The sequence below is a fragment of the Rhizobium sp. CB3060 genome (assembly GCF_025200735.1).
Lineage (GTDB): Bacteria > Pseudomonadota > Alphaproteobacteria > Rhizobiales > Rhizobiaceae > Rhizobium.
Map to the genome: position 1 here is coordinate 2,484,806 of NZ_CP104158.1, position 22,392 is coordinate 2,507,197.

The 22,392-nt window shown below is 60.5% G+C and carries 21 protein-coding genes and 1 pseudogene; 15 read left to right on the forward strand and 7 right to left on the reverse strand.

The annotated features are described in order from the left end of the window. The first annotated feature begins 5 nt into the window (after positions 1 to 5). Entirely contained in the window at positions 6 to 890 is an 885-nt protein-coding gene (locus N2601_RS12095) for a sigma-70 family RNA polymerase sigma factor (protein ID WP_104824066.1), read from the forward strand. Between the two features lie 5 nt (positions 891 to 895). Here the strand turns inward: N2601_RS12095 and N2601_RS12100 are convergent, their stop codons facing one another. Further along, positions 896 to 1,657, reverse strand: coding sequence for an AraC family transcriptional regulator (locus tag N2601_RS12100; RefSeq protein ID WP_104824067.1), 762 nt, complete (start codon positions 1,655 to 1,657; stop codon positions 896 to 898). 123 nt (positions 1,658 to 1,780) lie between these two features. Between N2601_RS12100 and N2601_RS12105 the strand changes: the two genes are divergently transcribed. The 4 genes from N2601_RS12105 (at position 1,781) to N2601_RS12120 (ending at position 5,798) form a co-directional block, all read left to right on the forward strand. Further along, positions 1,781 to 2,752, forward strand: a complete 972-nt coding sequence (locus tag N2601_RS12105) for a DMT family transporter (RefSeq protein ID WP_104824068.1) — start codon at positions 1,781 to 1,783, stop codon at positions 2,750 to 2,752. Positions 2,753 to 2,849: 97 nt separating this feature from the next. Then, complete coding sequence (locus N2601_RS12110; protein WP_260303107.1) at positions 2,850 to 3,578, forward strand: GntR family transcriptional regulator; 729 nt, start codon at positions 2,850 to 2,852, stop codon at positions 3,576 to 3,578. A gap of 101 nt (positions 3,579 to 3,679) precedes the next feature. After that, the gene (locus tag N2601_RS12115; RefSeq protein ID WP_104824070.1) at positions 3,680 to 4,960 is read left to right on the forward strand and encodes a cysteine desulfurase-like protein; all 1,281 of its coding nucleotides are present in this window, start codon (positions 3,680 to 3,682) and stop codon (positions 4,958 to 4,960) included. Positions 4,961 to 5,027: 67 nt separating this feature from the next. After that, entirely contained in the window at positions 5,028 to 5,798 is a 771-nt protein-coding gene (locus tag N2601_RS12120; RefSeq protein WP_104824071.1) for an HpcH/HpaI aldolase family protein, read from the forward strand. Positions 5,799 to 5,812: 14 nt separating this feature from the next. On the opposite strand, the gene N2601_RS12125 is transcribed toward N2601_RS12120, so the two are convergent. Together N2601_RS12125 and N2601_RS12130 are read right to left on the reverse strand one after the other, a co-directional pair. Then, positions 5,813 to 6,613, reverse strand: coding sequence for an anti-sigma factor family protein (locus N2601_RS12125; protein WP_104825183.1), 801 nt, complete (start codon positions 6,611 to 6,613; stop codon positions 5,813 to 5,815). Beyond that, positions 6,613 to 7,308, reverse strand: a complete 696-nt coding sequence (locus N2601_RS12130; RefSeq protein ID WP_104825184.1) for a sigma-70 family RNA polymerase sigma factor — start codon at positions 7,306 to 7,308, stop codon at positions 6,613 to 6,615. Before N2601_RS12130 ends, N2601_RS12125 begins: the two co-directional genes overlap by 1 nt. 60 nt (positions 7,309 to 7,368) lie before the next feature. Here N2601_RS12130 and N2601_RS12135 point away from each other — a divergent pair, with 60 nt between their 5' ends. From N2601_RS12135 to N2601_RS12165, 7 genes are all read left to right on the forward strand, one after another. Further along, positions 7,369 to 7,671, forward strand: a complete 303-nt coding sequence (locus N2601_RS12135) for a hypothetical protein (RefSeq protein WP_158704488.1) — start codon at positions 7,369 to 7,371, stop codon at positions 7,669 to 7,671. Positions 7,672 to 7,722: 51 nt separating this feature from the next. Then, positions 7,723 to 8,700: an MBL fold metallo-hydrolase gene (locus tag N2601_RS12140; protein ID WP_104824072.1), complete on the forward strand. Its 978-nt coding sequence runs from the start codon at positions 7,723 to 7,725 to the stop codon at positions 8,698 to 8,700. A gap of 19 nt (positions 8,701 to 8,719) precedes the next feature. Beyond that, a complete protein-coding gene (locus N2601_RS12145; protein WP_104824073.1) occupies positions 8,720 to 9,181 on the forward strand; it encodes a tetratricopeptide repeat protein in 462 nt (153 codons plus the stop codon). 63 nt (positions 9,182 to 9,244) lie between these two features. Then, on the forward strand, positions 9,245 to 9,721 hold the full coding sequence (locus tag N2601_RS12150; RefSeq protein ID WP_104824074.1) for a DoxX family protein: 477 nt from the start codon (positions 9,245 to 9,247) through the stop codon (positions 9,719 to 9,721). Between the two features lie 210 nt (positions 9,722 to 9,931). Then, complete coding sequence (locus N2601_RS12155; RefSeq protein ID WP_245463887.1) at positions 9,932 to 11,140, forward strand: pyridoxal phosphate-dependent aminotransferase; 1,209 nt, start codon at positions 9,932 to 9,934, stop codon at positions 11,138 to 11,140. Between the two features lie 79 nt (positions 11,141 to 11,219). Then, positions 11,220 to 12,017, forward strand: coding sequence for an ABC transporter substrate-binding protein (locus N2601_RS12160; RefSeq protein ID WP_104824076.1), 798 nt, complete (start codon positions 11,220 to 11,222; stop codon positions 12,015 to 12,017). A gap of 94 nt (positions 12,018 to 12,111) precedes the next feature. Further along, positions 12,112 to 12,786 carry an amino acid ABC transporter permease gene (locus N2601_RS12165; RefSeq protein WP_104824077.1) on the forward strand — a complete coding sequence of 225 codons (675 nt, stop codon included), beginning with the start codon at positions 12,112 to 12,114 and terminating at the stop codon, positions 12,784 to 12,786. Positions 12,787 to 12,899: 113 nt separating this feature from the next. Here N2601_RS12165 and N2601_RS12170 read toward each other — a convergent pair whose 3' ends face one another. Both N2601_RS12170 and N2601_RS12175 read right to left on the reverse strand, forming a co-directional pair. Further along, positions 12,900 to 13,415, reverse strand: a complete 516-nt coding sequence (locus tag N2601_RS12170; RefSeq protein WP_104824078.1) for a MarR family winged helix-turn-helix transcriptional regulator — start codon at positions 13,413 to 13,415, stop codon at positions 12,900 to 12,902. A 98-nt stretch (positions 13,416 to 13,513) separates the two neighbouring features. Further along, positions 13,514 to 15,082 (reverse strand): phytoene desaturase family protein, encoded by a 1,569-nt coding sequence (locus N2601_RS12175; protein WP_260303108.1) that lies wholly within the window; start codon positions 15,080 to 15,082, stop codon positions 13,514 to 13,516. A gap of 403 nt (positions 15,083 to 15,485) precedes the next feature. On the opposite strand from N2601_RS12175, the gene N2601_RS12180 reads away from it, so the two are divergent. The 3 genes from N2601_RS12180 to N2601_RS12190 all read left to right on the forward strand — a co-directional run bounded on the left by N2601_RS12180 (position 15,486) and on the right by N2601_RS12190 (position 18,466). Beyond that, a complete protein-coding gene (locus N2601_RS12180; RefSeq protein ID WP_104824080.1) occupies positions 15,486 to 16,268 on the forward strand; it encodes a cyclase family protein in 783 nt (260 codons plus the stop codon). 74 nt (positions 16,269 to 16,342) lie between these two features. Further along, positions 16,343 to 17,932, forward strand: coding sequence for a phytoene desaturase family protein (locus N2601_RS12185; protein ID WP_104824081.1), 1,590 nt, complete (start codon positions 16,343 to 16,345; stop codon positions 17,930 to 17,932). A gap of 27 nt (positions 17,933 to 17,959) precedes the next feature. After that, positions 17,960 to 18,466: a MarR family winged helix-turn-helix transcriptional regulator gene (locus N2601_RS12190; protein WP_104824082.1), complete on the forward strand. Its 507-nt coding sequence runs from the start codon at positions 17,960 to 17,962 to the stop codon at positions 18,464 to 18,466. 188 nt (positions 18,467 to 18,654) lie between these two features. On the opposite strand, the gene N2601_RS12195 is transcribed toward N2601_RS12190, so the two are convergent. Beyond that, positions 18,655 to 20,214 carry an indolepyruvate oxidoreductase subunit beta family protein gene (locus tag N2601_RS12195; protein WP_104824083.1) on the reverse strand — a complete coding sequence of 520 codons (1,560 nt, stop codon included), beginning with the start codon at positions 20,212 to 20,214 and terminating at the stop codon, positions 18,655 to 18,657. 9 nt (positions 20,215 to 20,223) lie between these two features. Then, positions 20,224 to 22,376, reverse strand: a pseudogene (locus N2601_RS12200) (thiamine pyrophosphate-dependent enzyme). Between the last annotated feature and the right edge of the window lie 16 nt (positions 22,377 to 22,392).

Here is a 22,392-nt window from a genome sequence, read left to right on the forward strand (position 1 = left end):
GACCGATGGACGAAAAAAAGTGGCAGGCAGAAAAATTCGAGGCCAACCGGCCGCATTTGCGTGCGGTCGCCTACCGCATGCTCGGCTCGCGGGCAGAGGCGGAGGACGCGGTGCAGGAGGCTTGGCTGCGACTCAGCCGTGCAGATATTTCTGACGTCGAAAATCTCAGCGGCTGGCTGACGACGGTGACCGCCCGCATCTGTCTCGACTGGCTGCGCTCCCGTAAATCCCGGCGTGAAGAGCCGCTGACCATCCGCGTCCCCGAACCGGTCGTCAGCCATGAAGCCGGTACAGGGAGCGACCCGGAGCAGGACGCGCTGCTCGCCGATTCTGTCGGCCTGGCACTGCTGGTGGTACTGGAAAAGCTGACCCCAGCCGAGCGGCTGGCCTTTGTGCTGCACGACATGTTCGACATGCCCTTCGACGACATCGCCCCGATCGTTGGTCGCACGACGATCGCAACACGCCAGCTCGCCAGTCGCGCCCGCCGTCGGGTGCAGGGAGCGCCGGTCGCTGCGGAAGCAGATCTCAGCCGCCAGCGCCATGTGGTCGACGCCTTCCTGACGGCCTCGCGCAGCGGCGACCTGAATGCACTTCTTGCCGCTCTCGATCCCGACGTCATCTTCCGCGCCGATGCCGTGGCAACGAAAATGGGCTCGCTGGCGGAAATCCGTGGTCGGACGGCGGTGGCCGAAACCTTCCGCGGCCGAGCCCAAGGGGCCCTGCCCGCCGTCATCGATGGCGCCGTTGGCGCCGTCGTCGTCCTCGGCGGAAAATTGCGCATCGCGCTTCGTTTTGCCGTTGACGATGGCGGCCGTATTGTCAGCATCGAGGCGATGGCCGATCCCGAGCAACTGCGTAATCTTGATGTGCTGGTCATCGATCGGTGACGGTGTCAGCGCATCTGCGTCGGGCTCGTCCCCGTCAGCCGGCGGAACATCGCGATGAAAGCGGAGGCGTTGCCGTAACCCAGTTGCGCCGCAATCCGCTGTACCGGCTGGCCGGCTTCGATCATCGCCAGCGCCGCAACCAGCTTCAGCCGCTGGCGCCACTCGTTGAAGGAAATGCCGAGTTGATCGTGGCAGCGACGGGAAAGCGTCCGCTCGGTCGTTTTCATCCGATGCGCCCATTCCGCCAGGGAATGGCGGTCGCCAGGATCGGCCTGCAGTGCGCTCAGAACCGGTCCGAGCAACGCGTCGTCTGATAGCGGCAAATAGCTCTCGCTGCGCGGCGCCAGGCGTATCTGATCGACCAGCACCTCGGCCAGCCGCAGGTCCTCCTCGCTCTTCGGCACGGTGATGTCACGAGTGGCGAAGTCGGCAAGGATTGCCTTCAGAAGCGGGCTGAGGCCAAGCGTTGCCGGTGCCGCCGGAAGATTGGCGCAGAGCGAGCGCTCGACATAAACGGTGACATAGCGAACATCGTACTGGTTCCATGCCTCATGCAGCACATCAGGCGGAATCCAGATGGCATAATGCGGCGGCGACAGATAGCGCACGCCCTGAATATCGAAATCGACGACGCCGGCGAGCGCATAATTCAGCTCGCCCCAGGTCTGGCGTTTGGCGGGAAAGATCGTGCCGCCCTTGTAATTCTCCGTCCGGAAGGAGACCGGCTGCGGCGGGTCTCCCTGGATACGTGGTTCGCGCGCACTCATGTCCGTAATCCGCTACCGATGTCTGAAACTCGCTATATACCAGTAATCAGACAGAGCATAAAAGTGGCTTCACCATAATCTCGACCGATCCGGCCAGGCCGACCATCCGACAGGAGGACCGCCATGAGCAGCAGCACGACCCCTCCGGCCAATAGCACGACCTCCATCATGACGAGCGCCGCGCTCGCGCCGCTTTGCACCGTCCTCATCTGGTCCGGCAATACCATCGTCACCAAGGCAGCATCCGGCGTCATCTCGCCCGGCTCGATCTCCTTCTATCGCTGGCTGTTGGCCTTTCTCGTTCTCCTGCCCTTCGTTGGCCGGGCCGCGTGGCAGAACCGTACCGTCCTCAAGCAATATTGGCTGAAGCTCGCCACCCTTGGCGCACTCGGGATGGTCATCTATCAGAGCCTTGCCTATGAGGCCGCCAAGACCACCTCGGCGGTCAACATGGGCGTCATGCTGGCACTGATGCCGCTGCTGTCGACGCTGCTTGCCAGTGCACTCGCCGGCGAAAAGCTGACGGCTGCCAACCTCGCAGGCGGAGCCATCTCACTGATCGGCTTGATTTATCTGACATCCCAGGGGCATCCGGCGACCCTACTGAGTGGCGGCTTCCATATCGGCGACGGCCTCATGATCGTTGCTGTACTGTCAAATTCGCTCTATGGCGTGATGTTGAAACGCTGGGCGATGCCAATTTCCATGTGGCAGCAATTATTCTGGCAGATCGGCTTTTCGACCATTCTGTTGATTCCGGTTTTCCTGATGGGCGACATCTCGCCGATCAACTCGGCCAATCTGCCGCTGGTCCTCTATGCGGCCATTCCGACATCGCTGGTCGCACCGCTCTGCTGGATGATCGGCATCCAGAAACTTGGAGCCGCCCGCACCTCACTGCTCATCAATCTCCTGCCGATCATCGTGGCGGTCCTCGCCTGGGCGATCCTGCACGAGCAGCTATACGCCTATCATGCTATTGGCGGCGCGCTCGCTCTCATCGGCGTCGGACTTGGCCTCCGGCAGGCGAAGATCGCCAAGGGCGAGACAGAGCCGGGCGCGGATCAGGCTGCTTGGGAGACGGAAGAAGTCTGACGGTCCGGTCGTCGCGTCGAAACTCTTTCCATCCGGCCCGCCTTCGTTCTACCATGACTGCTACGACTGGAGTCGCCCGAGCAAGAAGGAAACGAGTGTGCGCATAGCCTTGGAACCGGTGTCTTCGAGAACGACCATCCAGGAGGGCGTTTATCAACAGTTGCGCAACGCGCTGATGGCCGGCAATTTCGATCCCGGCCAGACGCTGACCATCGCCTCGCTGGCCGAAACATTCGGCACCAGCAACATGCCCGTGCGCGAAGCCTTGCGGAGGCTTGCGGCGGAAAATGCGCTGGAGGTCGCGCCGAATGGCTCTGCCCGTATACCAATCGTGACGCTTGCCCGCCTCGATGATCTCTGCCGCGCCCGCATCGCCGTCGAAGGACTGGCCGCCGAGCTTGGCATTCCCAGGTTGACGACCACCGACATTGAGACATTGGAGCGCATCGCCGCCGAACAGCACGCCATCGGCCGCAGCAGCAATGTCTACGAACTCATGGCGAGGAACCAGCAGTTCCATTTCACCATCTACCGCGCCTCCGGTTCGGAGGTGCTGCTGCAACTGATCGAAACCCTGTGGCTGCGTTTCGGCCCCTACATGCGAATGTTGTCGACCTCCGTCGAGCCGCTGATGCGCAGCGGCGAGATCGATCCCGCAGGTCCGCATTTCCCGATCATCGAAGCGCTAAAGGCCGGCGATTTCGCCCGCGCCCGGGATGGCGTCGTCTCTGATATCCGTCGCACCCATGAGATCCTGCGCGATTATTGCCCTGCGACGGAAGATGAACCCCACGCCAAGAGACCGGCCTCAGTGCTGCGGCGGTGAACCGTCCGATATAGGGCGAGGAATTTAGTTGAACCCTCAAATATTTTGTGATCAAATGATCATAACGACATTTTCAATCCCTTTCTGTGAGCGAGATCCTCATGAGCGCTTCCCCTTCGCCATCGAAATTTTCCGGCCATAACAGCTTTCCGGTCGATGAAATCCGCGCCATGTTTCCGGCTATTCAGAAGGCCGGCGATTTCGTGTTTCTCGACAATGCCGGTGGCTCGCAAGTGCCGCAGACGGTGGTCGATGCGGTGGCCAATCATCTGATCGACTACAATGTCCAGCGCATGGCGAAATACCAGCACAGCCAGGGCGTTGACCGCAATCTGGATGAGGCGCGCGAGAGCGTTGCCATGTTGATCAACGCCTATCGTCCCGAAGAAATCTCCTTCGGCCAAAATGCCACGTCATTCATCCGCCTGGTAAGCCTCGGCATCGCCAAGCTGCTCGGCGAGCGCAACGAGATCGTCATTACCGATATGGACCATGACGCCAACATCGCCACCTGGCTGGCGCTGGAGGCCGATGGCGCCAAAATCGTCTGGTGGCGCATGCGCGAAGACGGCACGCTGCACACCGAAGACCTGAAGCCGCTGCTGAACGACAAGACCCGCCTCGTCGCCTGCACCGTGACTGCCCACTCCATCGGCACGATCGTCGATGTCGCCACAGTGGGCAAGCTGACGCATGCGGCCGGCGCCGAAGTCTTCCTCGATTGCGTCCACTATGGCCCGCATGGCCTGATGGACGTGCAAGCCTGGAATTGCGACTATCTCGTCTGCTCGGGCTACAAGAATTTCTCGCCGCACATGGGCTTCCTCTGGGGCCGCTACGACGCGCTGGTCAAGCTGCCGACCTTCAAGGAAGATTTCATACCGGACGTGCCGCCCTACAAAATCGAGGTCGGCACCTTCACCTATGAAAACGTCGCCGGCATGAATGCCGCCGTCAAATATCTCGAAGCCCTCGGCCTCCGCTTCCTGCCGGCGGGCCAACACACCCGCCGCGAGGCGCTCGCCGCTGCCATGGGTGCCATCCGCGAATACGAGCTGATGCTTTCGCGCGAGATGATCGCCGTTCTGAAGCGTCACGGCGCCGTCATCTATGGTATTTCCGACGACGCCCGCCTCGAACAGCGCGTGCCGACCATCTGCTTCAACATGCCGGGGATCACGCCGCAGGAATTCGCTGCGGACATGGGCGAAGCGGGTATCGGGCTGCGCGACGGCCATATGTTTGCCCCGCGCCTGATGAAACGCCTCGGCCTCTCCATGGAAACCGGTGCCATCCGCGTATCTCTCGTGCATTACAATAAGGTCGAGGAAATCGCCCGGTTCGAGAAAGTGCTTACAGAGGTCATGGCGCGGTACAAATAGTCGCTTCGCAGAGATTTGATTTGAGGCTATCCCTCTTCGCAGAGATCGTTGGAGAGGCAGAAAAACCATGGGCAATTTCCGCAAGAACTGCATCGAGAAAAACCTGCTCATCGGCACCTTCGCCGCCATTCCGCATCCCGTCGCCATCGAGGTTACGGCAGCGGCCGGCGTCGATTTCCTCTGCATCGATTGGGAACATTCGCAGATCGGCCGCGAGCGCATCGAGGACCTGATCCGCGCCGCCGATGTCCATCGTGTTCCCGCCATGGTCCGCGTGCCCGGCCATACGCCGGAGTCTATCGCCTCGGCGCTGGATGCAGGCGCGGCGGGCGTTCTCGTGCCGCGCGTGTCAACGGCGGCGCAGGCAAAAGCTGCCGTGCTGGCGACCCGGTATCCGCCGATCGGCGAACGCGGCGTTGGTCCCGGTCGGGCGGCCGCTTACGGCTATCGCATTCCGGATTATCTCGCCAAGGCCAATGCCGAACTCGTGCTTGCCGTTCAGGTGGAGACGGCGGAAGGGCTCGCCAATATTGCGGAGATCGCCGCCGTCGATGGCGTCGACGTCATCTTCATCGGCCCCGGCGACCTCTCCGTCTCGATCGATGCCATGGGTCCTGCAGGGAAAGACAAGCTCAACGCCGCGATCGAAACCATCACGAAAACCGCGCTCGCCGCCGACCGCACGGTCGGCATCTTCCGACCGTCTCCAGACGATATCGGCGCCTGGCTTTCCGCCGGCATTAGCTTCTTCCTACTCGCCAGCGACACCATGTTTCTGGGCGCTGGCATTGCTGATGGGGTTGCCCAGGCACGTCAACAGGGCGCGGCCAAATCATAGAAGTGCCAAGGGCTCTAGAGACCGGCTGCTCGTGAAAAATTATCGCGGAAAGCAGCAAGGTCGGGCGCGCTGACATCCGAAACCGCCCAGAAGACCAGCCCGCCGCCGGACCATTCGGTGAGGTTATAGCCATCATGCATCGTCGCGCTCTGCGCGACCTTTGCGCCCGGCCAGACGAAGAGATTGATGACATGGCCGTGGCGGCGGTAGACGAGCGCCGCTACGACCCGGCCATTGATATAATCCACCCGGCCGCCGATCAGCGGAAAACCGTCCGCGGCAAGATCGACCACCGGCGGCGAGAAATCGATCTTGCCGTTGAACCACGGCTTGACCGTATGCTGGTCGGATGTCTGCACGTCGACCAAATGGTTGGCGAGCATCGAACGCACATGACTGGCGAGCAATTCATTTTGGATAGGCGCATTCACCTGCGGATTGCCAAGCACAAGCATGAGGGTGGCGGCTAGGGCAGCCAGCGACGGTATGAAGCTCCATTGTCCAAACAACTGCAGGCCGCGCCACCACACATTTTCGCGGCGTGTCCCCGGAGCCTGCACCTGGCGCCGGGATTCCTCAAGAGAAATGGCCGTCATAATACGTGCGCGAACCTCATCGGGCGCTTTCCATTTGACACCATCCCGGCCGACGACCCGCTTCATGTCTTTGAGCCCTTCCAAGGCGGCGGTGCATTGCGGGCATGTCGCAAGATGCTGTTCGAATTGTATCGTGTGAACCGCATCGAGTTCATCATCCACGTAGCAATGAAGGATCGATTCCCATTCGGGGCAGCTTTCCGGGGTTTTCTCGCTCATCATGCGGCCCCGCCTTTCTCGCCCAATTGCCATGCCTCGCAGAATTCACGCCTCGCCCTGGCAAGCCGCGACATCACGGTTCCAATCGGCACGTCGGTTATATCGGCGATCTGGCGATAAGACAGATTTTCCAGCTCCCGAAGCACCAGCACTTCCCGCGACAGGTCTGCAAGAGAGTTGATGACTTGCCGGACCCGCTGCGACTCCGACTTGCGGATCAAGGCGGCCTCGGGCGAGTCCTCCTCAGAGGCAACGTCGTGGGCACCGCCGTGTGGCAGATCTTCGTCCCCCACATCGTTTGCCGCCATCGGCGTCTCGAAACGCGCCTGGCGCCGGCCTTCGCTCAGCCAGACGTAGTAACAGTTCCGGACGATGGCAAACATCCAGGCCCGAGGCTCGCCGCCCCGGTAGCTCTCGAAATTGCGATAGGCACGCAGGAACGCTTCCTGCACGATGTCCTGCGCCGCATCGGCATCCCGGCTGAGAAAGCGTGCGAAATTATAGGCGGCATCCAGATGCGGAACGATCGTATTCTGAAACCGTAACATCAGATCGCGCGATGCCGGCGAAAGGCTCCCGACATTCTCGCGGTGCATCGATTGCAGCATCGGACCAACCGCATCGATGGCGACGGCTGGGCGCAATTTCGCGAATGACACCAGGGATTGGCCGACAAAGGCGGCAACGGCACGCATCCGGGTCAATACAGAAACGAAACCCGACGGGGGCCGGTCGCCGAATGCGAAGAAGGCAAAATGGATATCCGTCGTCATGATCCCTGCATTGCTCCAGCGTCGGTTTCGGTCGGGCTAGTCCCTGATGCGAATATTGCTCTTCACTCTCCAGATCGTTTCGGGCGGCATTTTATTCTCGCCGCTCGCAAATATTTTTCGTCGGCGACAATGCCCTGCAGCAGCCTGCCCCACTCTGCACCCGCCTATTCCGCCGCACCAGCAGAATTAGATAAATCATATCAAAACCTTATCAGAAAGATGCCATTAGCCGAGAATAATCCGCCAAGACCGGCGATCTCCTTCGACAGCGGAGGCATTGATTGACCCTTGTCCTCCGCTTCGCGTGGCGATGCCACTCAAAGAGGAGACAAGACAATGTTCAACATGACGCGCCGCACTGTTTTGAGCTCGGCCGCGGCAGCAGCCGCTTTCGGCCTGTCGGCGAAGCTGGAATTCATCCCGTCGCTGGCCAAGGCCGCAACACCGCTTGAACCGGAGGTCGGTTTCTATCGCTACAAGGTCGGGGATGTCGAAGTCACCGCCATTTATGACGGCATATGGCGCAAGCCTCATGATCCCGCCTTCATCAAGAACGCCTCGGTCGAGGATACCAAGCAAGCACTGGCCGCCGCCGGCCAAACGACAGAATTCATGCCTATCCCACTCACAGTCGTCGTCCTGAAGATCGGCGACCGGCTGGTCATGATGGATGCGGGCTCCGGCGTCGGCCAATGGCAGGCCAATGCGACCCATCTGCCCGCCAACATGGCCGCGGCCGGTATCGACTACAAGAACATCGATACGGTGATCATCTCGCATTTCCATCCCGATCATGTCTGGGGCCTGATGGAAAAAGGCACGAATGAACCGGTTTTCGCCCACGCCGAACTCGTTACCAATGCCGACGAATTCAATTGGTGGACTGCGCCCGACCGTGTCGACAAGCTAGCCCCGGGCCGCAAGGACGCCGGAAAACGCATCGGCGCCGTCTTTCCGAAATGGAACAACTGGAAATTGGTCGGCGATGGCGCAGAAGTGGCTCCCGGCGTCCACCTCGTCGCCGCACCCGGCCATACGCCCGGCCATTCCACCTTCCTTGTCGCCTCGGGCAAGGAACAGCTACTCGTCTCCGCCGACGTCATGTACGTGCCGGCGCTGCTCGCTCCCCACCCGGAATGGGAGGGTAGCTACGATCAGGACGGGCCGGCAGCCGTCGTCACGCGCCGCAAGCTGGTCGATCGCGTCATCGCCGACAATATCAAGATCTGCGGCTCGCATTTCCCCTTCCCGGGCTCCGGCACCTTCGTGAAGGACGGCAACGCCTACGGCTTTACCCCGACAACACAGGCCTGAACACTCAAGGAGATCTATCATGTTCAAATACGCAATTTTTGGCGCTGCCAGCCTTTGCGCCGCCACCATCCTTCCCGCGGCCATCGCGCTTCCGGCTTTCGCCGTCGACAACATGGAAACCACGGATGCACCTGACCTGACCTCCGTTCGCGCCAAGATCGACGCGAAGGACTATACCGGCGCATTGGCCGAACTCCGCGGCTTGGCCGAGGATCATCAGCAGGCGGACGTCTACAATCTTCTGGGCTTCACGCTCAGAAAGACCGGCGATTTCCAGACGTCGCTGACCTACTACACTAAGGCGCTGGAACTGCAGCCCAATCACAAGGGCGCCCGCGAATATCTCGGCGAACTCTATGTCGAGACCGGCAATATGGACAAAGCAAAAGAACAACTGGCGACGCTGAAGCAGCTTTGCCCAAGCGGCTGCGAAGAGCTCGAGGACCTGCAAAAGGCGATCGACACCAAGACTGTCAACTAACCCCGAGAAAACAGTGCCTGCGAAGCCGAACGATGCCTCGCAGGCCTATTTGGAGGTGATGAGATGGACCATTTGGAAAATGCAAATGTCATACATCCAATGGACATGACGCTGCTGGCCGGACGGCTGTTGATGGCCTGGATATTCCTACATGAGGGCATGGCGTTGGCGCTCAATTTCGACGCCGCTGTCATCGCCATGGCGAAGCTTGGTGTTTTCGAGCTGCTGGTGGTTGCCGTAATCGCGTTGCAGCTTGGCGCGGGCCTTTCGATCGCGCTCGGCTTGCTGACTCGCCTCGGCGCCTTGTCGCTCGGGCTGTTCTGCCTGTCGACAGCGCTGATGTTCCATACGGATTTCGCCAACCACAACGAAATCCTGCATTTCGAAAAGGACCTAGCCATCGCCGGCGGCATGTTCGTTCTGGTCACGACGGGTGCCGGCACACTCTCCGCGGATCGCTTCCTCGAGCGCCGCATCATGGCTTCGGATGACAAGTCCCGCAAACCGCTGCGCCGCGCGGTCGAGAGAGGCATTCTTTGAATGCCTCAGAAATATCCATCGACGTGAAATCCTTGTCGAAAACAGCCTGTCACGAGCTGTTTTCGACATTCTGACAGATTTTTTAAGCTTAAAACTTTTTCCTTGAAATACGTCTCGTTTTGGATAACCATCCCACGATGAAGGGCAAATCCGAGCGCCGTCATTCGCGACGGAACGACCCGTTGACATCAGGATTTCAGGAAAAGTTCTTTGTCTCCTCCGCCATCGCACAGCTTGTCCGAAACCGCACGCAACCGAAACGCCTTCGAAGGCATTCGCGCCCAGATCCGTGATCTGCGAACCGACAATATCGCCGTGCTTGCCAAGCGCGCTCGCGAGCTCGGCGGTGTTATTCCGCTATGGTTCGGCGAAGGCGACATGGTGACACCAGCCTTCATCCGCGACGCAGCCAAGAAGGCGCTGGACGAGGGCCAGACCTTCTACGTGCCGAACATGCGCGGCCTTCCGGCCCTGAACGAAGCCCTCTGCGACTATCAGACCCAATGGCATGGCCGCCCCATCCCGATCGAGCGCACCACCGTCGCGCCCGGCGGCATGCAGGCGCTCTACATGGCCCTGGAGCTGCTGGTCGATGTCGGCACCAATGTCGTCTATGTCGCGCCGCAATGGCCGAATATCCACAATGCCATCCATCTAATCGGCGGTGAGCCACGCCCGGTGTCGCTCGATTTCGACACAGATTGGCGGCTCGACATCGACAAGCTCTTCGCGCGCTGCGATGCCCGCACCCGCGCCATCTTTCTGTCGACGCCTGCCAATCCAACCGGATGGACGGCAACACGCGAGGAGATGCAGGCGCTGCTCGATTTCAGCCGCCGTACCGGCATCTGGATCATCTCCGATGAAGTCTATGCCCGCCTCTATTTCCACGGAGAGATCGCACCGTCGATCCTTCAGGTGGCCGACGATGGCGACCGGGTGATCGCCGTCAACAGTTTCTCCAAGGCCTGGGCGATGACCGGCTGGCGCATCGGCTGGCTTACACACCCCTCGGCCATTGCCGATCAGCTCGGCGCCATGACGCAATACGTAAACAGCGGCACCTCGGCGATGGTCCAGGCGGGCGGCGTCGCGGCGATCCGCGAGGGCGAGCCGCTGATCGCCGAAATCCGCGCCAGGATCAAAGCCGGCCTCGATCTCGCCTATGAAAAGCTGCCGCAGATACCTGGCATCATCCTGCCGGAAAAGCCGCGCGGCGGCATGTATGCTTTCTTCGCGCTTGAAGGCGAAGCCGATGCGACGGCAGTCTGCGAGCGCATTCTCGAAACAGCGCGCGTTGGCCTCGCGCCCGGCTATCACTTCGGGGAATCCGCGCGCGCATTCCTGCGCATGTGCACATTCCGGGACACCGAACAGATGCGTGTCGCACTCGATCGCATGGTCGACGCGATGAAATGACGGCCCCGCCCATAGCGGCGGACCGGCAATACCCGCGGGCAGATGGCGCCGGCGGTCATAACCAGAGGGAGACAATCAAATGAATTTTACCCGTCGTAATCTACTGGTCCTTGCGACCGTCGTCGGCATGGCCGGCGGCAGCCACTTCGCCTATGCCGCCGACGTGCTGAATGTCGGCTCCTATCCGAACAATCCGCCATTTGAATACAAGACCGACAGCGGTACCTTCGAAGGCTTCGAGGTCGATATCGTCAACGAGGCTGCCAAGCGCGCCGGCATGACGACCAACATAGCCGACTATGGCTTCCAGGCCCTGTTTGCCGCCACCAGCTCCAAGCGCATCGATGTGGCGATCTCCTCGATCACCATCACGCCGGAGCGTCTGAAATCGCAGTCCTTCACCCAGCCCTATTACGATTCCGACATGGGTATCGCCACCAAGGACGGTAGCGCGATCAAAGGGCTCGCCGATCTCAAGAGCAAGACCATCGGCGTCCTTTCCGGCTCGACCGGCGAGAAGTGGGTCAACGACAACAAGGCCGCCAACGGTTTTGCCGACGTCAAGGGTTACAACGCCCAGCAAGATATGTTCCTCGATCTCGGCGCCGGCCGCATCGATGCCGTCGTCAGCGACATTCCCGGCATGCAATATCTCTTCGTCAAGACCAAGGGCTTTGCCATCAAGGATCGCATCAAGACCGGCGAACAATACGGCCTGATGATGGCCAAGGATTCGCCGCTCGTCGCCAAGATCAACGACGCCATCACTGCGATGAAGAAGGACGGTACGCTCGAAAAGATCCACGAAAAGTGGTTTGGCAGCAAGGCGCCCGCCGGCTCCTCCACCGTCACCGAAATGCCTATCCCCAAGGCGTGATCAAAAGATCATTTTCGTTGAAATCTCTACGCCGGCCCTCTCGGCCGGCGTAATTGTGCTAGACCTTCATTCTGTTCGCCTGATGGGAGTGCCAATGTCGCTCGTCGATACTTTCTTCAATTCCGACGTCATGATTTCGGCCTTCCCCCAATTGCTGCGCGGTCTCTGGATGACGCTGGCGCTCGGCGTGGTCAGCATCCTCATCGGCGTTTCCGGCGGGCTCGTCGTCAGCCTGATCCGCCTTTATGCGCCGAAGCCCTTCCGGCTGCTGACGGTCGCCTATATCGACATCATGCGCGCCATGCCGATGCTCGTGGTGCTGATCCTGATCTACTACGCCCTGCCCTTTGTCGGCATCAGCTTCTCGGCCTGGTGGTCTGCGATCCTGGGCTTCTCGATCGTGCTGGCCGCCTATTCCGCGGAAGTCTTCCGGTCCGGCATTGAGAGCGTACCGCGCGGTCAGTTCGAAGCCGCCGCCGCTCTCGGCATTCCCTTCCTGGTAACGCTCTATAAGGTCGTGCTGCCGCAGGCGATCCGCATCGTCATTCCGCCGACCACGAGCAATTGCGTCTCGATGTTCAAGGATACGTCGCTCGCTTCGACCGTGGCTTTGCCGGAACTCTTGAAGGAGGGACAGAATGCGCAGGGCTTCTATGCTAACCCCTCGCCGCTGATCATGGCCGCGCTGATCTATATCATCCTGCTCTGGCCGATGGTGCGGCTTGTGAGTGTGCTCGAAAAGAGATTCAAGAGCGAGAAGGCGCGGTAGAGCAATTCCAGGAAAAGTGCGTAGCGGTTTTCCGTCCGGAATTGCGAAAGAACAAAGAGATAGAGCGGTTCTGCAATTCCGTGAAAAGCTGAACCGGTAGGCGGTAATAGCCATCAATCGAAGGCAGCACCGGAAAGGTGATTGTTAACGGACGCCTTCACTCCGCCAATATCCTTCCAGACTTCGGCGATTATGGCGGGATCGACATCGGCCATCATGTCCCGCAACCAGCCCTCATGGGCGGCGGCCATGGCGGTGAACAGCTCCTCGCCCTTCTTCGTCAGCCTGGCGACCGTCACGCGCCGGTCACCGTCGGGCGTCGCACGCAGAACCAGGCCATCCGTTTCCAGCCGCTCGACCAATCCCGTCACATTGCCGTTGGTGACCATCGTACGCTTGGAAAGTTCGCCAAGCCGCAGGCCCTCGCGCTCACGATAGAGCTGGGCCATCAGGTCGAATTGCGGCAAGGTCGCGCCGAACTCGTTGCGAAGGCGGCGGCGGATTTCCTGCGATATCAGCTTTGTGGTCGACAGCATGCGCAGCCAGAGCCGCAGCTCCTGCTTTTTGCCCTCTTGTGTCCCCTGGACGATGATTTCCAGATCGACGGTTTCACTTTCGGACTCAGCCATGATGTCAGCTCAAATCACCGCGTTGCAATTTCATACACGAACGGTCTACGGAGCAATATTTCAAATGTCAAAGGTTTACGCGTCAAGCTCGAAGACAGTCATTTCGCCAGCATTTTCCCCAGCATGAAGCCGGAGCCGGCGCCCGTACCCGCGCCCGGCCAGGTAGACGCGCCGCACATATAGAGCGAGCCGACAGGCGTCTTATAGCGCGAATAGCCGGCGACCGGGCGAAACAGGAAATTCTGGTCGAGGTGGTGGCTGCCGGAAAGATTATCGCCGCCGATCAGATTGGGATTTTCACGTTCGAGATCGAGGGGCGAAAACACCGACCGGCCCAATATCTTCGTCCGCAAACCCGGCGCATAGCGCTCGATGATGTCGAGCACACGCTCGGCATAGGCGTCTTTCACCTCGTCCCAACTTCCTCCATTGATCTCACCAGCCGCATCGCGACTGAACTCCGCCGGCAGAACACGAACCTGTATCCAGAGCACATGCTGTCCATCCGGCGCACGCGACGGGTCGATCGCCGTCGGCTGGCCCACCACCAATGCCGGCTCGACCGGCAAAAGCCCGCCCATTGCCTCGGCATAGACACGCGACATCATCTCCAGATCCGGCGCAATGTGGATATAGGCGAATGTCTTGAGCTCCTTGCCGGCCGTCCAATCCGGCAGACCAGAGAGCGCCAGATGGATCATCATCGCACCGGGTCCGGCGCGGAAGCGGGCAAGCCTGCGGTCGAACTCCTGGCGCGAAGCATCCTGATCGAGAAGCTTTCCGAACAGGATCTGCGGATGGACATTGGCGATGACAGCGCGCTTGGCTTCATAACGGCGCCCATCGGCAAGCACGACACCAGTCGCCTTGCCGCCGCTGGTGACGATCTTGTCGACGCGCGTGCCTAACATCAGCTCGCCACCTTTGGCCTTGAGCACGCCGACCATCGCCTTCACGATCGTATCTGCACCCCCTTTGCCGATCACCATGCCGAATGCCTGGTTGGCCATCGATTCAAGATAGGGAAAAAGCGCGCCGCCGGCGACATCGGGAGCGAAATCGAGATGCAGCCCCCAGGCGGCCATCATCGTCTTGAGCTTGGCATTCTGGAATCGCGCATCGAGAAAATCGCGTGGCGAGGCAAACAGCATCCGCGCGGTGTCATAGAGCCAGCCGGCCCCCTTTGCCCGCCACGCCTTCCAGACGACTCCTGCCGCAGCCACCGACGGCATCGGTGCACCGAGCAGGCCGAAAATATGGGGCGCATCCGAACCAAATTCCGACAGCATGGCCCGCCAGGCAGCAGCATCCTGCGGCGAAATATCGGCGATCGCACCCGTGGTCTTTTCCAGATCGGTGCTGACACCGAGATAGGTGCCGTCGCGGAAGACGCTGGCAAAACAATCGACCGCCGGCACAAAGCCGAGGCCCTCGGCGATCAATTCGTTCTTGTACTGCGCGAAAAAGGCGGAGCCGGCGAACATCGAGAGATTCATGGCGCAAAGGTCATGCCGAAAGCCCGGCAGCGTCACCTCGCGGGTTTTCACGGCACCGCCCGGCTCGGCATTGCCCTCGATGACGGCAACCTTCCAGCCTTTCGCCGCCAGATGCACCGCCGCCGCCAAGCCATTATGACCGGCGCCTACAATGATCGCATCATAGCTCATTGATTTGATCCCTCTTATGTCGTGATTATTATTGGCATATGCATACATTTTGAGCTTTAAGCTTCAAGTACCGGCGACGGAAAATTGCCGTGAACAACCACAACCAAATGTCGTTTCCGCAGGAAAATAGCGCATAAATAGCCTTTATTTTCCGGCGATTGCGTGCGTTGCAGGTGACGGCCCACCTGTGCCGTTTTTGGTCCTTGAACCACCGGCGGAATGCTTGCAATATCATATATTGTAACATAGGCTCGCCATCATCCAGCCGCCGCTGGACGGGCCCTTTGCGATGTGAGGAACGCGGCCGCGCTCTCGGCGGCAACGGCTTTCGAGCTTGGTCCTGAACCGAAGGCTCCAGCAGGGTTTTCGGAACAAGACCATACCAAACCACGGGGAACCCAACATGACCACCAATACTCTTGCCAGCTTAGCCACGGCCCTTGTTTCGGGCTCTATCAAGGTCGTCGATCTGACCGCGCCGCTCGGCCCCGAAACCCCGGTGCTTTACCTGCCGCCGCAGTTCGGCAAGAACACGCCGTCGGTCAAAGTACACAAGATTTCCGAATATAATCAGGACGGTCCGTTCTGGGCCTGGAACTGGCTGGAACTCGGCGAACACACCGGCACGCATTTCGACGCGCCCTGCCACTGGATCACCGGCAAGGACAATCCGAACAATACGACCGACACCATCCCGCCGCAGAACTTCGTCGCTCCAGTCAACGTCATCGACCGTTCGAAGGAAGCCGCGGCCAATCCGGACTATCTGCTGACGGTCGACAGCATCAAGGAATGGGAAGCCGAGCATGGCGCTATCGAAGCCGGCACCTGGGTGGTCCTGCGCACCGATTGGTACAAGCGCAACGGCTCAACCGAAGCCTTTCTCAATGCCGATGAAAACGGCCCGCATTCGCCGGGCCCGACCGCCGAGGCGATCGAATATCTACTGACGAAGGGCATCATCGGCTGGGGTTCGGAAACGATAGGCACCGACGCCGGCTCCGCGGGCGGCATGAACCCGCCTTTCCCGGCCCATAACCTGATGCACAAGAACAATCGCTACGGCCTCGCCAGCCTCTCCAACCTCGATCAGCTTCCGCCCAAGGGCGCCGTGCTGATCGCCGCACCGCTGAAATTCGTCAAGGGCACGGGCTCTCCGGTGCGCGCGCTGGCCTTGATAGCCTGATGGACTGGGAGGGTCGAAGCGTGGGGATGCTTTGACCCTCTTCTTCGAAACTCCTCTTTGCCTGGGGCGGCGGCATGAGCGACCATGACTACATTATCGTCGGCAGCGGCATCAACGCGCTGGTCGCGGCCGCCATACTCGGCAAGAAGGGACGCAAGGTGCTCGTCCTCGAGCGCAACGATCGCATCGGCGGTTGCCTGCGCAGCGAGGAAATCACCGAACCGGGCTTCATCCATGATGTCATGGCAACGACGATGGTGCTGTTCCTGACGTCGCCGGCCTATGGCGCCATCGGAAAGGATCTGGAGGCCCGCGGCCTCGAATTCGCCCACGCCGATCTGCCCACCGGCGTGCTGAGGCCGGATGGTTCGCACGTCATCTTCTCGAAGGACCGACGCCGCAACATCGCCACCTTCGACGAGCTGTCGCTCGGCGATGGCCAGACTTTCTTGCGCGAGATGGATGCGCTTGCCGCCGACGCTCCCTTCCTGTTTGCGCTGCTCGGTGGAGCACTTTGGTCAGGCTCCACGTTAAGGACTGTCGTAAAACAAGGCTGGGGCCGCGGTTTGCGCAAACTCGCCGCCTGGTTCGGCAACGCCCTGATGCCGGCCCGCAGCTATCTGGAAACCACCTATCGCTCGGAAGATATTCATGCGCTCTGGGCGCCCTGGGTGCTGCATTGCGGCCTCGGGCCGGAAAGCGCCTATTCGGCCGAGATGCTGAAGGTCATCGGCTTTGCCATAGAGCTCGCGGGCACTCCCGTCGTCAAAGGCGGCGCGGACGCGCTGCTGACGGCCTTCGAACGGCTGATCACGGACAATGGTGGCGAGATCCGTACCGGCGCCGATGTCGAAAGTGTCACCCCCGGTCCTGGCGGACGCGCCGGCGGCGTCAAGCTTGCCAGTGGCGAAACCCTGAACGCCAATGCCGGCGTCATCTGCTCCGTGACACCAAACCAGCTCTACGAGCGGCTGATAAAGGACTGGCCGTCGCCCCTCCCTCCGGACGTCAAAACCAGCGTTGCCCGCTATCGTTACGGCAAAGGCAATATGCAGATACACTACGCCCTATCCGAACCGCCACGCTGGAAGGCTGATGACGAACTTGGCAAGGTCGCTCTTCTTCATTTGACACCCGGCCTCGACGGCGTTTCGCGCGCCGCCAACGAATGCGAACGCGGGCTGCTGCCGGCTGAACCAACCGTCTGCATCGGCCAGCCGGTTTCCTTTGATCCCAGCCGTGCGCCGGAGGGTAAATCGATCCTCTGGCTGCAGCTTCCCGAAGCGCCGCGGCACATCAAGGGCGATGCGGCTGGCGAGATCGCCATACCGCCGGACGGCCGCTGGACAGAGGAAGTACGAGAGCGCTATGCCGACCGCATCGAGTCCTTGCTCGAAAGCCATATCGAAAAATTCTCCGGCATAAAGCTCGCGCGGCGCAGCTATTCGCCCGCCGATCTCGAAGCCATGAACATGAATCTCGTTGGCGGCGACCCCTATGGCGGCTACTGCGGCATCGACCAGTTTTTCCTCTGGCGCCCCTTCAAGTCGTCTGTTAACCACCGCACGCACGTAGCAGGTTTATACCACATTGGTGCTTCGACGCATCCCGGCCCGGGTCTTGGCGGCGGCTCCGGTTTCCTGCTCGCGTCATCATTAAAATAGCAGGATTCCACAGGGAGATATCGTCTAATGGAGGAGCGGTTTTCAGGCACCGTTTTGCGGCGTAGCCGAGAGAATACCGAGAAGCGTCCGACCATGGGCGAAATAGGGCTCAATCATTTCGCCCCCTATCTGATGAACCGGCTGATGGCCCGCTGGAACATCAACATGTCGGAAGAGCTGCGCGAATACGACATGACGACCGCAAAAATGCGGGCGCTCGCCGTTCTCAGCGTCTCTTCCTCGGTCACCATCAACGAACTCTCCGTCTTTGCCGTCACCGAACAATCGACAATGAGCCGCACGCTGGACTCCCTGGAGCAACAGGGTTTCATTCGCCGCCAGCCCCGCACCGAGGACATGCGCATCCGTGACGTCTCCATCACCGAAGAAGGCCGCACCGCCTTCGAAAAGGTGTGGCCGACCATGTATGACCTGTTTCTGCAGATGTTCGATGGCGTGGAGGAAACGGAATACCGGGCGTTCATCTCGACGCTGCATAAGGTGCTGCACAATATCCGCAAGCATGAGATTTGAGGCAAGGCAGGGGTGACGCCTGTGGCCGCCCCGTCCTTCGAGGCATCTTTCCGCTACACGTTAAGATGCACCTCAGGATGAGGCGGAGCGAAATTCGCAATTGGCGCGAAGGCTAGCCCTCATGGTGAGGTGCGGAGGACCGAAGGCTCGGAGCCTCGACACGAGGGCGGGTGGCTGAAACACACCTATCACAGCGTCGCCACCGTCTTCAGCGCACCGTCCAACGCAATCCCCTTCTCGTCCATCAGCGCCGCCTGTCTCAGCCGACGCATCCACGCAGCTCCGTCGTCACGATCGCGCAGCATCGATAGCGCCGACATCACGCGATCGAATTTCGACAGACCGCGCGCATGCGTGTCCGAATAGCCCTTTACCAGACGGCGATTGTTCAGCACTTCGACCGCGAGATCATAGTTGGTGCCGAGGAGATTGGTGGCAACGGAAAGCCAGGCCTCCCGATGCTCGACTTCGCGCGCATGCCGAAGCGTACCTCGACGCGTGCGGCGCAGCGCTGAAACGACATAAAGTCCGAGGAACCAAAACAGCGTGCCCGTCTGCACACGGCGGCCCTTGTTGACGATGCGATCGAGACGACCGAAAAGCTTGGGCCGGCTCTCGATCCAGAGGCCGAGACGTTTCGGCAGGGTGCCGCAGACCTCTTCCATGCGCGGATGCATATATTCGGTCATATAGACGATCTGGTCGTCCTTGGCGCCCACTTCCTTGCGCACGCGATCGAAGCGCGAAGCGCGCACCTTCAAATCGGCGACGCGGATGACATCGTCATAGGCCATGGCGACCGCGGTGTATTTCGCCGCCTGCACCGTGAAAGCGAAACCCTTCGCCTCACCGCCGGCTTTACGATCGAACGCGTAGAGCGCTGCGACCCGGGTCAGATATTCATCGGCATAGGCCGGGTCCTGATAGTCTGTGAGTTTCTTGATGCCGGCAAACAACAGCGGCCAGGCTTCCTCCGGAAACTCGGAACGGATGCGATGCACCAGACCGTCGAGCGCCGGGTGACCGGCCGTTTCCGGCAAGGCATCGAAATGCTTTGTTGGCGTCGCGGAAACAGCATCGCGCGGCTTGTCCTTGGCGCGATCGAAAGCGGCGTTGAAGGCCTTCAGGCTGGGTTCGATACCTTTGCCCCCGGCGCGGATCATCGCCTCGAAAGCCTGCTTGGCGAAAGGCAATGCTCCGGAAGCTGCGAGTGCACCGAACATCGAGGCGGAAATCACGCTGCCGTTCTTAACCGCCAGCGTCTCCATATCGAAGGCGATAGTGCGCTTGGCAGCAAAATCCGTGGCGTCGACTACCACTTCCGGATTGCCGATGCCATCGCCCGGCTTTTCCTTTTCGCCGACGGCGAAGGAACGATGCGTCGAGGCGATCAGCACGGTCTTGTCGGGCGTGACGAGACCCCGCAGCACGGACCGGCCGGCTTCCATCAGCTCGGCAGCCATAACGACATCGACATCGCCCGGCGTCGGCATCAGCGAAAAGATCGGCGCGTGACCATCGCGGGCCGGCAACATCTCGATATAGTAGATCGTCGCGCCCGTGCGCTGCGCCACGCCGGGAACGGAGGTGGTCTGCGCCATCCAGCCTTCGGCTTCGGCAAGCCCGACGATCCAGTCGGCCAAGACCCCGCCGCCCTGCCCGCCCATGGCAAGGACGGCCAGCGACAGCGGCTTGTCGGTCGACAGACGTTGGGTGCCTATGTCGGTCATGCTGACATGCTCGTTCATATCGATCCCTCAATCCGCAAAGACGATGCGGCCGGCCTGGCGGCGGGCCTGCAGCCAGCCGATGACGGCGGCACGCATGCGGGCGAGGAAGCGATCCCAGCCGGTTGGATTATGGATGATATCGGCGCGGTAGAAGGAGGGACAGAGCACCGCCGCCTCCGCCACTTCGCCGCAATTGCCACAGCCGACGCAATTATTGTCGACTGCCGCCACCGGATCGTCCTTCAGTGGATCGTCGGTATGCTTGACCGACAGTGACGGACAGCCGGAAAGACGGATGCAAGCGTGATCGCCCGTGCACACATCCTCATCGACGCCAAAGCGCTCCTTGACCATACGCTTGCCGTCCTTCACCGCCTTGGCGAATTGCGGCTTTACGCGCCGCTGCTTATTCAGCATGCATTCCGACGAGGCGACGATGATCTTCGGTCCTGGCTCCTTCGACGTCAGCGCCTCGCGCAACGTGTCGCGCATCTTGCCGACGTCATAGGTCCGGTCGATTTGGCGGACCCAGGTGGCGCCGATGCCCTTGACGGCGTTGACGATCGAATTGTTGGTCTTGCGGCGCGGGTTCAGCGCGCGCGAAGATGGAATGTCCTGGCCACCGGTCGCCGCCGAATAATAGTTGTCAACGACGAGGATGACGCCATCCTGTTTGTTGAAAACGGCATTGCCGACCGACGTCGCCAGGCCGTTATGCCAGAAACCGCCGTCGCCCATCACGGAAATGGCGCGCTTATCGGCGGCGACATTGAAGGCGGAGGGCGCGCCGGGCCGAGGCCGTAACCCATTGTGGTGCTGCCGATATTGAACGGCGGCAGGATCGAGAACAGGTGGCAACCGATATCGCCGGAGATGTGATGTTGGCCGAGTTCGTTCTCGACCAGCTTCATCGCCGCGAAAATCGGCCGCTCGGGACAGCCGATGCAGAAACCCGGCGGGCGCGGCGGCACGACTTCGGTTAGCGCCTTGACCTTCGGGTCGTTGAGAACAGGCGTCGGGTCCGGCAATGGCGGCTGGTTGCCGAGCAAGATGCGCTGATGCGTTTCCAGGAAATTCTTGATGCCTTTCACCAGCACAGGCGGGGTATATTCACCGCCCATCGGCAACACATCCTTTCCAGAGACCTTGGTCTGAATGTCGCGACGGCGCAGGATGGTGTTGAGCGATTGCTCGATATATTCCGGCGCGCCCTCCTCGACCATCAACACGGCCTTCTTGTTCGCGCAGAATTCGGCCATCTGATCGTCAACCAGCGGATAGGCGACATTGAGGACATAAAGCGGCACCGAGGAGTTGCCGTAGACATCAGCGAGGCCGAGCTGCTGCAGCGCGCGCATGACACCATTATACATGCCGCCAAGCAGGATGATGCCGACTTCGCCTTCGGACGGGCCGAAATACTCGTTGAGCTGGCGCTTCTTGATGAAGTCGACAGCCGCCGGCCAGCGCTTCTCCAGCTTCTCCTTCTCATGCAGGAAGGAAGCCGGTGGCAGCACGATGCGGTTGACATCACGCACGGGATTTTCCAGCGCCTGCTTGAGCGTATAGTTCGGCCGCTTGTTGTCCTTGGCTTCAAACTGGCCGTGAACATGGCAGCTACGGATGCCGACCTGCAGCATGACCGGCGTGTTGGAGGCTTCCGACAATTCGAAGCCCTCTTCGACCGCCTGTACGATCGACGGCAGGTTCGGGCGTGGATTGAGCAGCCACATCTGCGACTTCATGGCGTAGGCATGGCTGCGCTCCTGCATGATCGAGGAGCCTTCGCCATAGTCTTCGCCGATGATGATCAGCGCGCCGCCGGTGACACCGCCGGATGAGAGGTTGGAGAGCGCATCGGAGGCTACGTTGGTGCCCGCCGTCGATTTCCAGGTAACGGCGCCGCGCACCGGATACATGACCGAAGCCGACAGCATAGCGGCGGCAGCAGCTTCCGAAGCGGACGTCTCGAAATGGACACCCAGGTCCTCCATCACGTCCTTGGCATCCGCCAGCACATCCATGAGATGGGAAATCGGTGATCCCTGGTAGCCACCAACATAGGAAACACCGGATTGCAACAGCGCCTTGGTGATCGCGAGAATGCCTTCGCCGCGGAAAATATCGCCTTCTCCGAGCTTCAGATCCTCGACTTCGCGCACAAACGACCGTTCGGCCATCGAAGCTACCCCTTTG